Source organism: Variovorax sp. P2_H12, from assembly GCF_056403395.1.
The window spans coordinates 63,243-75,162 of the sequence record NZ_JBFUFO010000031.1 but is presented as its reverse complement, the minus strand read 5'-3'; the positions used below and the strand labels follow the sequence as shown (position 1 = coordinate 75,162).

Genomic DNA, 11,920 nt, shown 5'->3' with positions numbered 1-11,920 from the left:
CAGATCCTTGATCGGCAAGCCGGACTCGGCCTGCTTGATGAAACCGATGATCTGCTCCTCGGTGTATCTGCTCTTTCTCATGTCCGTCATTCTCCAAGTTGACGGACTTCGCTGCCACTACGCTGGTACGGCTGGGAGGGGGCAGGTCAGCATCGCCGCGGTGCCAGCCGGCTGAGGCGCCCCTCATCCTTCCGTATTCGAGAGAAAGTGCTTCCTTACCATATTCCGCACCCTGCTCAAATTCAAGATTCACCGTGTCGCGGCCACCGATTGTGAACTGCATTACGAAGGCTCCTGCGCCATCGACGAAGACCTGCTGGACGCTGCCGGCATGACCGAGAACGAGCAGGTCCACATCTGGAACATCAACAACGGCGAGCGCTTCGTCACCTACGCGATCCGCGGCGAGCGTGGCACCGGCATCATCTCGGTCAACGGCTCGGCCGCTCGGCGTGCAGCGGTGGGCGACCTGATCATCATCGCGGCCTTCGGCCTGGTGCCGGAGGAGCAGGTGGCGGCGCATCGGCCGAGGCTGGAGTCGTCGACGACGCCAACCGCATCAAGGAAGAGCGCGCCCAGATCCCCGTGCAGGCCGCTTCGAGCGAAGCTGTCGCGGCCTGAGCACTGGCGCCCCTCTCCGGTTCGCTGCGGACTGATTGACCTTTCCAACTCCAGTCGCGCAAGGCGAGGCCTTTCGCAGTACTTCATATTCTTCGCATGCACACACCCATCGGCGCCAACCATTCTTGGCAGCAGCGCAGGGTAAGCGGCTGGCAGTCCCATAGTTGACGGGCGGACGAGCATCGCCGCCGTAGCGGCGGCGTGCTCAGCGCGCGGGATGCCAGTTGTGGGGAAGCAGTTCTTCGATGCGGCGGTTCAACTGCGTGGGCAGCCGGGTCGGGACATCATTGAGGTCGGCCCACGGATCGTGCCCGTGCAGCTTGGCCAACTCACCAAGCTCATCACGATCGCGGCACGCTGACCGGCGAGCGCGATGCCGGCGAACAGCCATGCTCGGCGCCCAACTGCAATCACAGGGTCATTCTGCCCATGTCGGGCAGGAAGTCGTGGCCTTCTACCGTCGGCACTCGCTGTCGAAGCAGGCTCTCATTCACTGTCTTTTCGCCCTCGCCCTTTTCCGATCCGTCGAGCCTGCAACTCACGCCGCGTCTTATCCAATTCCTCAGCCAGTAGCTTTTCATCTGGCAGTATGGTTTGGTACTCGGCTGCCAGAATCTTGTTGGGCAATCCCTCAAGCGCATAGTGCGCTTCAGCAGCGCCCTTCTCCGCGCAAAGAATCAGGCCCACTGGTGGGTTCTCGCCAGGCCTTGTCCAATGCTCCCGGGCGTAGTTGAGGTACAGGTGCATTTGCCCAGCGTCGGTATAGCTGAACTTACCGACCTTGAGGTCGATGATCAGTAGGCACCTGAGTCGGCGATGGAAGAACAAGAGGTCAACGCGGAACCAACTGTCGTCAATGCGTAGCCGTCGTTGCCGGCCGACGAAAGCGAAGTCGTCGCCCAACTCCAATAGGAAGTCGGCCAGGTGCTGGATCAAGCCCTCTTCGAGTTCGGACTCGGAATACTCGTCCTTGAGGCTCAGGAACTCGAGCACGAACGGGTCCTTGATCGCCTGCTCGGGCGTGATGGCATCGCCAGGCTGGGGCACTTCGCCTTTCGCCAGCATCGCCGACGTGTTGTTGGATAGTGCTGTGCGCTCGTAGAACTGGCGATCGAGTTGCCGCACGGACCAGCCGCCGCGTAGCGCCTCAGTTTCGTAAAAGGCACGGGCCGGCGGGCTCTTGACCGACAGAAGGCGCACATAGGCCGACCAGGGGAGCGGAAAAGTTCGAGTGAGAGCAGGAAGGTTGGGAGATGTCCCAGACACCGTCGGGAGTTTTGCGCGACCGACAGATTCCCCAGACAGTGTCTGGGGAATCTGGTCTGCTGACCAAGTCGTGTAGAAGAGCCGCATCTGCCACAGGTTTTGCCGACTGAATCCACGGCCAAATCGAGCTGACAGGTCGGCGGACAGGCGTTCGATCAGGGCTTCGCCGTAGACGGCGCGTTCCTGTCCACCTTGCTCAAATTCGACGATGCGTCGGCCGACCTCCCAGTAGGTGGCGGTCATCAGCGCGTTGACGGTACGCGCGGCGGCCGCTCGGGCAGCCTCCAGCAGTGCAACGATGTCGGCGTGGACGCTTGCGTACTCAGGCGGGTCGGGTGTCATAGCCGTCATGGCAGCTTCTCAATCAAGGTTTCGACCTGTCGATTCAACTGCGCACTGCGGTCGAAGTTTGGCGGAGCTTCCAGGATGCGCGTCAGGTTCATCTGCGTCAGCATATATCGCGACGGATGAGCTGTTGCGCGAGTGGCGCCTCGACAACCAGGCTCGCCGTCCCATCGGCCAGCAGCAACAGACATCCGCGGCGACTATTAGTTAATGTACTAACGGAAAGCCTCAGCGAATTGTGTGAACCGTACACTGTCTCAGAAAGCACCTTTGAACTCAAAACAAGCCTTGAAATCAAACGCCTGGTCCGTTAGTATATTTATAGAATGTCCTCCCTCTCCCTTTTTGACGAAACGCCAGCGCAGCGGGGCCTGCTCGATGCCTTCGAGCAGTGGCTCGCCGACCAGCGCGCGGCCGGCGCCCTGCGGCAGCCGGGATCGATCGAGGTGTACCGCGAGATGTGGCGCGGTTTCATGGGCTGGTGTCTGGGCCAGTCGCCAGCCGTCACGCTGAAGTCGCTCGACGCCCGGGATCTGCAGGCTTTCCAGGCAGCTCGCTTCGGCATGAAAAGCCCAGACCTTTCCCTCAGCCCCCGGCACGCCCTTCGCCTGTTGCGCCTGATCGACCGGGTGCTGCGCCACCACGCAGCGCAGTCGGACGAAGCGCCGAACACGGCGGCGTCCGACTGGCTCGCCGAGAACCCGCAGGTGCGCTATGCGGAAGCCGCCAGCGGCGACCCGTTGCCAGAATTCCTTTCAGTGGCCGAGGCGAAGCACCTGATCGCGTTCCTGTCCAACGCGCGCCCTCGCCCCGGTGCCAGCGGCGCACGGCGTGATGCCCACGCAGCATTTACCTGGCAGGAACTACGTAATCGCGTTGCAGTCGCGCTGCATCTGGGTGGTGGGCTAACACCCGCAGAGGTGCGTGCGCTCACGCTGGATTCGCCGATCTCGCGAGGCGGCCGCGTGCGGGATCGGCCGTGGAAGATCTCGATACCCGCCATCGGCGACGCGCCAGCGCGCGAGACTCCGATCGCCCCTTGGGCCGGCGAACTCCTGCAGCACTGGCTCCGGGTTCGTTCGGAACGACAGATTCCGGGCGACATGCTGCTTCCAGCAACGGGGACGGGCAAGCCCTGGAGCAAGCAGTCCCACTACGCGGCAACCAGGCAGTTGCTCGCGGAGGCAGGTCTCGATGACAACGAAGGCGGAACCTTCAAGCTCCGACACACCTTTGCGATGCGGCAACTACGACGTGGAACCACACCTGAAGAAGTAGCGCGCTGGTTAGGCGTTGAAGTGGCCGTCATGGATCGCTACAAATACGTCGTGATCGGCCCGGTGGACGTGGTCTGAGTGCACGTCGCCAACTTGAAAAGGCTTTCAATACCAGTTGCGATGCTGCGGATATTCCGAGGATATTGAACACGCTTCATGCCAATTCATCATCTTTCGCATCAGGACTGGCAGAATCACGTCCCAAGGGAGTCGCAGTACTTTCAACCTCAAAGAAGAGAAAGCAAGCAATGGCACAAACCTACAAGCAGATCCAGAAGCAGATCGAACAGTTGCAAAAGCAGGCGGATGCCCTGCGCAACTCCGAGGTCCAGGGCGTCATCGAGCGCATCAAGGTCGCGATCGCGCACTACGGCCTGACGGCTGCGCACCTTGGTCTCGGTCCCGGCGCAGGATCTTCCAAGTCCGCGGGCAAGCGCCCGGCCAAGGCATCGGCGCAGTTCAGCGATGGTGCAGGCAACAACTGGTCGGGCCGCGGTCCGCGTCCCCGCTGGTTGCGCGACGCACTCGCCGCAGGTCGCTCCATCGACGAGTTCCGCTCGACTTCCGGTTCCAAGTCGAGTCTCGCTTCCTCCATGGAAAAGGCGCAGTCGCACGCGTCGACCAGCAAATCGACGGAGAAGAAGGCCAAGCGCGCGCCCTCGAAGATCAACTACAGCGACGACGCGGGAAATTCGTGGACCGGCCGCGGCCCGAAGCCCGGGTGGCTGAAGGCGGCGCTCGACAGCGGCAAGACCTTGCAGGATTTCGCGAAGCAAGCCTGAGAACGCCGCGCCATTCCGCTCCCGACCGCGTTCGGAAAGCTCGCCGCGGTCCGTTGCTAATTCTGGTCTTGCGCCCCTACTGCGTCGACTGCAGGCGAGCGCGCTTCTTCGCCTCGAACTGGGTGGCTGTCGCGCGCACCAGATCGGCGGGCCCGCGCAGGGTCACCTCGGACCAGCCTTCGGGCAGCCGGTAGCTCTCGACGGCTTCCTGCACCAGCTTGCGAATGGCGTAGATGCGCTGGTGAATGACCCCGTATTCAGTGGCGAGCTTTTTCGGGGTTTCATTCTCGATGAACAGCCGCCGCGCGATCTCCAGCGTGCGGGCGTCGAAACGGCGCTCGCGCGCCACGCGCTCCAGCAGCGGGGCGTCAACGACAGTCATGGTCCGCAGGCAAGGTCATGAAAAGGCTCATCAAACCCAAGAATAACCAATAGAGCATCAGCATTCCCACCGAGAACGCCAGCATGCCCCAGCGCGGGAAGCGCGGATCGCCGATCAGGAATCCGAACACCAGCGTCACGAGGAATCCAAGATACGCGATCGGCACCAGCGTCGCGCGCAGCACCGGCTCGACGAGCACCAGCAAGGCGCAGCAGGCGATCCGAACTGCCTGCAGCGCGACAACACACAAACCGACCAGGAGCCTCAGCATGAGCGGCTGCATCGCAGCCCGGGATTTGGGCGCGCGGTGAGCCGCATGGGTCTCGTCCAGGGCGTGATTCATTGGCTACTCCTCGGTGGCCCAGCACAGGGGCCGCAACTCTGCGAGTCGCACCAGCGTGCGGCTGCCATCCCCGAAGCGCACCTCGCCCACATCCTTGTCGTGGGCCTTCAGGCGCAACGAGCCTCGCCGCCCACCGTGCTCCACCACCAACACGGTCCGACCTGCACCGGCGACGCGTGCCGAACGCGCCGACGCATCCCCGCCGGCGTGTCCGGCGGCGTCGGTCTGAGGAGCGCCCACACCCGAGAGCAACGCGTCCACGTTGGCCCGGCTGATCGGACCCGCGCCCGCCAGCACCGAGGAGGTCTCCACCGGGCGTTCCTTCATGGCGCCCGCGAGTCGATACAGCACCCGCAAATCGGCGCCGAGTCGTCCCTGATCGAAGGCCTCACGCACCCGTGCCGGCGCATCGATCAAGGCGGCGGCCTCGGTGATGAAGGAGCGCGGCTTCCCGAGGCGCCGGGCAATCTCCGCTCTCGCCTGCCCTTCCTGCTCGCGTTCGGCGATGAAGTGCGCCAGGTCGAAGGGTGACATGTCCTCGCGGTGCAGGTTCTCCGCCGCCTGCGCGTAGGGGTCTTGGCGTTCGTCCAGGAAGGCCGGAACACGGTCCAGGCCCGCCATGCGGCAGGCGCGCAGCCGCCGCTCGCCGCGATTGACGACATAGCGACCGGGAATCTCGGCATGAGATCGCACAGAGATCGGCTCCAACACGCCGTGCAGGCGGATCGACTGAGCCAGTTCCGCGATCGAGATCTCGCTGATCGTGCGCCGCGGCTGGGCGACATCGAAGTCGATCTGCAGGACCTCGAGCTGAAGGGGCTTGCCTGCGACTGCGTTGGGGGAGCGATCGACCTCCGCCAGCAACGAGCTGGCCTTGAACTGGGCCAAGGCGCTGAGGTCGAGGGAATCGACGCTGTTCATTCTCAGCCCTCCTGCACTGTCAGCGGCACATCGGCCCCGTCGATGCGCTGCTTGAGAAGATCGAACACCGCCGAGACCTCGGCCGCCGCATCGCGCGCCGAACTCTTGGCCAGGCGCCACAGCGGCACCCCCGCAGCGAGCGCCTCGGGGATGGCCGAACGCGTGGAGATCTTGGCCGGAACCACGAACTCGCTGTAGTGCGCCACCAGGTCGTGCAGCGCAGCTCTCTGGCGCACAGAGTGCGGGTTGAAGCGGTTGGCCACGAGCCCGGCCAGGCGCAGCCCGGGGTTGTAGCGCCGCTGCACGCCGAAGATCGTCTTGAGCATGTCGGTGACTCCGTCGATGCTGTATTCCTCGAGCTCGATGGGACATGCCACGTGCGTCGCCGCGATCAGCGCGGCGCTCATGCGCAGGCCGAGCGACGGTGGCGTGTCGATCACAACGACGTCGAAGTCTCCACTGAGCGTCGCGACCTGCCGACGGAAGGCGGGAAGGATGATTTCGGGTTTGGCGAGCTCGAGGTCTGCGAGCCGCTTCGTGCCTGCGAAGAGCGTGAGGGAAGCTGCCGTCGCCGCCATCGGTCGGATCCCGTGCGTCTCGAAGAGTTCGGCCGCCTCGCGCCCGCTGCCGAACCGCGCCAAAGACTTCGAGGCGTTGGCCTGCGTATCGAGATCGATCACGCCCACGCGCAGTCGGTGTCGTTCGGCGAGCCACTGCGCCAGCAGGACACTCAACGTCGACTTGCCGACGCCGCCTTTCTGATTCGTCAGGACCAACACACGCATTTGCGGCTCCTTCACGGCATTTGAGAACCTTCGACCGACAATTGCGAAACTTCCTGTTTCCGCTCTTGCTGCGATACAGCACGCGGCCCGTTGAGTGACGCATCTCGAGGGCCTACGATCAACGCATCGCCTCGCTCGTCGCGTCGTCTCGCGCGACTTCTCAGAGCGGCCCTCGATCACTGTTCGCCAGTGACCGCAGCGTAGTCCCAAACAAATCGCTCGTCTACATGTGCTATCGCTAACCATAGCAAAATAAATTATCAATCCGTCTTGACTGTGACCTTTGCGTTGTGGTGAAGTGCGCCCATGGAAGCAGGGTCTCGTCAACGCATGGGTGCGGTGTTGAAAGCCTGGGCAGCGCCTTCGGCCGTGGGCTGCGTCGCGCTCCTGCTTCTGCTCGGCGCCGGGCCGGCACCCGCGGAGCCGGTCGTTCCCGATACGCGTCCCGCCGTCACAGCGATCGAGCAAACGGCACGCGACGATGAGCGCCTGCGCATCCTGCGCGATGAACTGCGTCAATCCCTGCAAGCCGTCGAGGCGATGGCCAAGCGCCGGGCCGAGCGCCTGGCCGCCAGCGACACCGTCGGGGCCGACGAAGCGCAAGCTCAACGCGCCCGCCTGCTCCAGGACATCGAGGCGCTGAAGCGCGAAATCGAGTCTGCACAGTCCCATGCCGGGCTGCCCGGCCCGCCGGCATCGAACGCCGCCAAGCTCCCCGCCGCGGAAGCCAAGCCGGCGACCATCAAGCACGTCCCGCCTGCCGCTCGCTGGTGGGACGTCTACGCCCGGGCCACGCCCGCCCGCGCCAAGCCCGTGTCCCTCGCCACCCCATCGGGCGCCGACGCCACGCGCCACGCCACCACCCGCCGTCTGGAGTAGAGCACCATGCCCCGCTGCCGTCTCGATCACAATCCTGCGCCATCCCGAGAAAACAAGGAAAGCCATGGCAACGATGCGTCGCGACACGCCGGGGAACACGGAGCTCCAGCCGCCACCCGCCCGCAACGAGCTGACCGCGCTCGAGCTGGTCGACTTCCTGCACCGGCGGGCGGTCAACGAACTCATCGTCGTGGAGGGGGAGCCCGGGCGCTACCACCTGCAGGCGCGCATCTCCTGGCGCCCCGGCCGCTCGACGGTGATGGGGTCGCGCGGACCGCGGACCTACCGCAACCTGAACACGCTGGTCACCCACCTGAAAACCCTGGAGATCGGCAGCACGCTGGTCCGGCTCGAACTCCTGGTCTGAACCGGAACGACAGCCGGCCGCGAACCCGACTCTCGGCGAAGCTTTTGCTGTGGGCTGCGCTCGCAGCACTTTTGCCCGAGGTCGCGGCCGCCGGCAGCCCGTTCGCCACGGGGGCCAACGCCACGCAGAGCCAGCTGGTCGCGATCCTGACGCCGCTGGCCGCAGTGGCGGTGATGGTGTCCGGCGTGATGGCCTGGTTCGGCCGCATCAGCTGGTGGTGGATGGTCGGCGTCGTGCTGGGCACGGTGCTGGTGTTCGGCGGGCCGCAGATCGTCTCGTGGATCCGCGGGATGTTCGGCGTCTGAAGCGAATGGGCATGGACCGCAATCAGGGCATCGTGGCCGACACCCTCTTCGTCGGCATGACGCGCCCGTCGATGGTGTGGGGCGTCACCTACTCCGCGATGATGGTCAACGTCGTGATCACGACCGAGTCCTTCATCGTGACGAAGAACCTGGCCTGGCTATTGGCCTTCCTCCCGATCCATGGCGTGCTCTACCTGGTCTGCCTCTACGAGCCCCAATTCTTCGACCTGCTGCAGCTCTGGGGCCGCACGCGCCTGCCGGCGCTGCTCGGTGGCAACCTGCGGCACTGGCGTGCCAACTCCTACAGCCCTCTGACACTGGACCTGCCGGATGCGCGCGGACGCCGGCGTCAGCCCCCGGCGCACGTCCTCCTTCCCGGGAGGCCGTCATGACGCTGGGCCTGCAGAAGGAGCGCCTCCTGCGCCGCGAAGCGGGTGCCGCCGGCATGATCCCCCTGGTCGCCCATGTCGATGCGCACGTGGCGCGCACGCGCGCCGGCGACTACGTCCAGACCTTGCGCCTGGCCGGCACCAGTTTCGAGAGCGCGGACGACGAGGACATCAACAACTGGCACGAACGCCTGAACGTGCTCTGGCGCAACATCGCCTCGCCCAACCTGGCGCTCTGGAGCCATGTCATCCGGCGTCGCGACGGCGCTTGGCCGCGGGGTCGCACCGTCCCCGGCTTCGCGCGGGAGGTCGAGGAGCGCTACCGGCACCAGATGGCGGCGGAGCGCCTGATGGTCAACGAGCTCTACGTCTCGCTCGTCTTCCGTCCCCAGCCGACGCGCATCGGCAACGTCGCGCTGCGCCTCCTCAAGAAGGCCGATCCGGACGGCGCGCGCGCGGAGATGCGTGACTCGCTGGACGAATGCGCCAAGAAGCGCCAGGAGCTGCTCGCGGCGCTGGAGCGCTACGACCCCGAGGCCTTGGGTGTCTACCGCCGCGACGGCAGCGACGTGCTCTTCTCGAGCCTCATGGAGTTCCATGGCCTCCTGCTCAACGGGGAATGGCAGCGCATGCCCTTGCCGCGGGCACCGCTCAACGAGGTCCTGGCCACGAGCCGGCCTTTCTTCGGCAACGAGGCGATGGAGTACCGGACCGGCACCCAGACCCGGGTCGGCGCCTTCCTCGGAATCAAGGAGTATCCGACCCCCAGCGCGCCCGGCATGTTCAGCGCGCTACTGACCGCGCCGTTCCCGTTCGTGCTCACCCAGAGCTTCACTTTCCTCGGCAAGGGGACGGCCACCGACATGATGAGCCGCCAGCACCACCGGATGGCCGCTGCCGGCGACATGGCGGTTTCGCAGGCCGAGGAACTGAAGGATGCGCTCGACGACCTCATGAGCAACCGATTCGTCGTGGGCGACCACCACTTCACGCTTCACGTGCTGGCCGATGCCGTCGACGGCACGGGCGATCCCCACGGCTTGCCTCGCCTCAAGCAACTCAACGACAACGTCGCCCGGGCGCGCTACCTCCTCGGAGATACCGGGATGGTCGTGGCCCGCGAAGACCTCGCGCTCGAGGCCGCGTTCTGGGCGCAGCTGCCCGGCAACTTCGCCTATCGGACGCGCAAGGCGCCGATCACGAGCCGCAATTTCGCAGGCATGTCGCCGTTTCACAATTTCCCGACCGGGAGGCCGACAGGCAATTACTGGGGCGACGCGCTCGCCATGTTCGTGACCCGCGCGGGCTCGCCGTTCTACTTCTCGTTGCATGCGAGCGATCCCCGCCGAGCCGATGGCGGCAGTCGCCGCGACGTGGGGCATGTGACGGGCGTCGGGCCCGTGGGGACCGGCAAGACCACCCTGCTCGGCTTCTGCATGGTCGCCATCTGCAACCGGCTCGACGCCACGCAGGTGATCTTCGACAAGGACGAGGGGCTGCACATCCTGGTCCGGGCGCTGGGCGGCCGCTACCTGCCGCTCAAGAACGGCGTCCCGACCGGCTGCAACCCTCTGCAGCTCGACGACAGGGTGGCCGACAACCTGGATTTCATGCGGCAATGGCTGCGCCGGCTGGTCCTGCGCAGCCCGGCCGACACGCTCACCGTGCGGCAGGAGGAGGACCTCGACCAGGCGCTTCGAGGCACGCTGCGCCTGGACATGCCCTATCGCCGGCTGTCACGCCTGGCGGCGTTCCTCGACGTGACGGACCCCGAAGGCGTGCATGCCCGCCTGCGGCCCTGGTGCGCGGCCGAGCACGGCGACTATGCGTGGGTCTTCGACAACCCGATTGACGATATAGCGCCGATCCTCGACCAGCACGCACTCGTGGGTTTCGACGTCACGGATTTCCTCGATCACGACATCGTCCGGGCCCCGCTCACGATGTATCTCTTCCATCTGGTGAACCGCATGGTCGACGGCCGCCCCCTGGTCTGCTGGATGGACGAATTCGCCAAGCTGCTGAACGACCCTGCTTTTGCCAGGTTCGCGAAAAACGGCCTCGAGACCTGGCGCAAGAAGAACGCCAACATCGCCACCTTCACTCAGAGCACCAGCCACGTCCTGGGTTCATCGATCGCCCGCGCCATCGTGGAGCAGACCCCGACCAAGATCCTGTTCCCGAACCCCGAGGCGGAGTACGCGGAATACACCCAGGGCTTCAATCTCACGGACCGGGAATTCGCCTTGATCAAGCAGGAACTCGAGCCGGGCTCCCGGCAGTTTCTGATCAAGCAGAACCATGTCAGCGTGGTCGCCCAGCTGGACCTCCAGGGGTTCGACGACGCCTTGCAAGTCATCTCCGGACGCACGGCCAATGTGCGCCTGATGCGCGAGGTCATCGAGCAGCACGGTCCGGAGCCAGCGCAATGGCTGCCACAGTTTCGAGCCGCGCTCTCCCGCGACCCCACCTACAGCCAGATCGCATCCACAGCGAAGGAACACCACCATGCGTAGACAACTCATTGGCCTCATCCTCGCGGTCGCCGCGGCCGCGATGCCTTGGCAGGCCAGGGCCGGTATCCCGGTCATCGACATGGCCGCCGTTGCCAACCTGATCCAGCAGCTCGGCGCCTGGCAACAGCAACTTTCGGGCATGCAGCGCCAGTACGAGCAGTTGACTCAATCCAACGCTCAGCTCCAGCAGACCTACAGCGCCATGACCGGTGCGCGTGGCATGGAGCAGCTGCTACCTACCGCTGACATCGCTCGAAACTACCTGCCGTCCAGCTACGGCGAACTGATGAACACGGTCAACGCGACCTCGGGCGGGTACGCGGGCCTGTCGGGACAGATCCAGTCAATCATGCGTGCCAACAGCATCCTCTCGAGCTCGCAGATGAGCGCGCTGAGTCCGGAGATGCGGCAGGTCGTCGAGCAAGGCCGCCAGGCTTCCGCCATGTTCAGCGCCATGAGCCAGGGGGCCTACCAGAACACCAGCCAGCGCTTCTCCGCGTTGCAACAGCTGGTCGATCGGATAGGGACTGCGAGAGATCCCAAGGCGATCCAGGATCTGCAGGCGCGAATACAGGCGGAGCAGAGCATGTTGACGAACGAACAGACGAAGTTGGAGAGCCTCTACCAAGTTGCACAGTCTGAGGAACTCGCGCGGCGGCAGCGGAACCGCGAACGCTCTGTATCTGACGTCGGATCGTTCAAATCACTGGCGATCGTCGACTACTAGTCGCGGAGAAATCTC

Annotated in this window: 14 protein-coding genes and 2 pseudogenes; 9 read left to right on the top strand and 7 right to left on the bottom strand. The window is 64.8% G+C overall.

The features are described from left to right. Positions 1 to 81: transposase (locus AC1DYK_RS23730; RefSeq protein WP_478168519.1), on the bottom strand; the 81-nt coding region annotated here is incomplete at its 3' end. A 139-nt stretch (positions 82 to 220) separates the two neighbouring features. Here AC1DYK_RS23730 and panD point away from each other — a divergent pair. Then, a pseudogene (panD, locus tag AC1DYK_RS23725) lies at positions 221 to 621 on the top strand (aspartate 1-decarboxylase). 205 nt (positions 622 to 826) lie between these two features. Here panD and AC1DYK_RS23720 read toward each other — a convergent pair. Both AC1DYK_RS23720 and AC1DYK_RS23715 read right to left on the bottom strand, forming a co-directional pair. Continuing rightward, a pseudogene (locus AC1DYK_RS23720) lies at positions 827 to 1,032 on the bottom strand (transposase domain-containing protein); the annotation flags it as partial. 75 nt (positions 1,033 to 1,107) lie between these two features. Then, the gene (locus tag AC1DYK_RS23715) at positions 1,108 to 2,238 is read right to left on the bottom strand and encodes a PDDEXK nuclease domain-containing protein (RefSeq protein WP_478168515.1); all 1,131 of its coding nucleotides are present in this window, start codon (positions 2,236 to 2,238) and stop codon (positions 1,108 to 1,110) included. 320 nt (positions 2,239 to 2,558) lie between these two features. Between AC1DYK_RS23715 and AC1DYK_RS23710 the strand changes: the two genes are divergently transcribed. Together AC1DYK_RS23710 and AC1DYK_RS23705 are read left to right on the top strand one after the other, a co-directional pair. Beyond that, positions 2,559 to 3,587 carry a tyrosine-type recombinase/integrase gene (locus AC1DYK_RS23710; protein ID WP_477650627.1) on the top strand — a complete coding sequence of 343 codons (1,029 nt, stop codon included), beginning with the start codon at positions 2,559 to 2,561 and terminating at the stop codon, positions 3,585 to 3,587. A gap of 65 nt (positions 3,588 to 3,652) precedes the next feature. Further along, a complete protein-coding gene (locus tag AC1DYK_RS23705; RefSeq protein ID WP_478158579.1) occupies positions 3,653 to 4,291 on the top strand; it encodes an H-NS family nucleoid-associated regulatory protein in 639 nt (212 codons plus the stop codon). A gap of 76 nt (positions 4,292 to 4,367) precedes the next feature. Here AC1DYK_RS23705 and AC1DYK_RS23700 read toward each other — a convergent pair whose 3' ends face one another. The 4 genes from AC1DYK_RS23700 to AC1DYK_RS23685 are packed head-to-tail and all read right to left on the bottom strand — an operon-like array spanning position 4,368 to position 6,722. Further along, positions 4,368 to 4,673: a TrfB-related DNA-binding protein gene (locus AC1DYK_RS23700; RefSeq protein WP_478158578.1), complete on the bottom strand. Its 306-nt coding sequence runs from the start codon at positions 4,671 to 4,673 to the stop codon at positions 4,368 to 4,370. Beyond that, on the bottom strand, positions 4,660 to 5,016 hold the full coding sequence (locus AC1DYK_RS23695) for a hypothetical protein (RefSeq protein ID WP_478158577.1): 357 nt from the start codon (positions 5,014 to 5,016) through the stop codon (positions 4,660 to 4,662). The genes AC1DYK_RS23700 and AC1DYK_RS23695 overlap by 14 nt, the downstream gene beginning before the upstream one ends. Before the next feature lie 3 nt (positions 5,017 to 5,019). Continuing rightward, complete coding sequence (locus AC1DYK_RS23690; protein ID WP_478158576.1) at positions 5,020 to 5,937, bottom strand: ParB/RepB/Spo0J family partition protein; 918 nt, start codon at positions 5,935 to 5,937, stop codon at positions 5,020 to 5,022. Positions 5,938 to 5,939: 2 nt separating this feature from the next. Then, on the bottom strand, positions 5,940 to 6,722 hold the full coding sequence (locus AC1DYK_RS23685; protein ID WP_478168514.1) for a ParA family protein: 783 nt from the start codon (positions 6,720 to 6,722) through the stop codon (positions 5,940 to 5,942). 306 nt (positions 6,723 to 7,028) lie between these two features. Here AC1DYK_RS23685 and AC1DYK_RS23680 point away from each other — a divergent pair, with 306 nt between their 5' ends. The 6 genes from AC1DYK_RS23680 (at position 7,029) to virB5 (ending at position 11,905) form a co-directional block, all read left to right on the top strand. Further along, positions 7,029 to 7,601 (top strand): hypothetical protein, encoded by a 573-nt coding sequence (locus tag AC1DYK_RS23680; protein ID WP_478168513.1) that lies wholly within the window; start codon positions 7,029 to 7,031, stop codon positions 7,599 to 7,601. A 64-nt stretch (positions 7,602 to 7,665) separates the two neighbouring features. Continuing rightward, a complete protein-coding gene (locus AC1DYK_RS23675; RefSeq protein WP_478092461.1) occupies positions 7,666 to 7,968 on the top strand; it encodes a hypothetical protein in 303 nt (100 codons plus the stop codon). A gap of 44 nt (positions 7,969 to 8,012) precedes the next feature. Continuing rightward, positions 8,013 to 8,273: a TrbC/VirB2 family protein gene (locus tag AC1DYK_RS23670; RefSeq protein WP_478092459.1), complete on the top strand. Its 261-nt coding sequence runs from the start codon at positions 8,013 to 8,015 to the stop codon at positions 8,271 to 8,273. Between the two features lie 11 nt (positions 8,274 to 8,284). Further along, positions 8,285 to 8,665, top strand: coding sequence for a VirB3 family type IV secretion system protein (locus AC1DYK_RS23665; RefSeq protein WP_478092458.1), 381 nt, complete (start codon positions 8,285 to 8,287; stop codon positions 8,663 to 8,665). Then, a complete protein-coding gene (locus tag AC1DYK_RS23660; RefSeq protein ID WP_478168512.1) occupies positions 8,662 to 11,178 on the top strand; it encodes a VirB4 family type IV secretion/conjugal transfer ATPase in 2,517 nt (838 codons plus the stop codon). Before AC1DYK_RS23665 ends, AC1DYK_RS23660 begins: the two co-directional genes overlap by 4 nt. Beyond that, positions 11,171 to 11,905, top strand: coding sequence for a P-type DNA transfer protein VirB5 (gene virB5 / locus AC1DYK_RS23655; protein WP_478092454.1), 735 nt, complete (start codon positions 11,171 to 11,173; stop codon positions 11,903 to 11,905). Before AC1DYK_RS23660 ends, virB5 begins: the two co-directional genes overlap by 8 nt. The last annotated feature ends 15 nt before the right edge of the window (positions 11,906 to 11,920 follow it).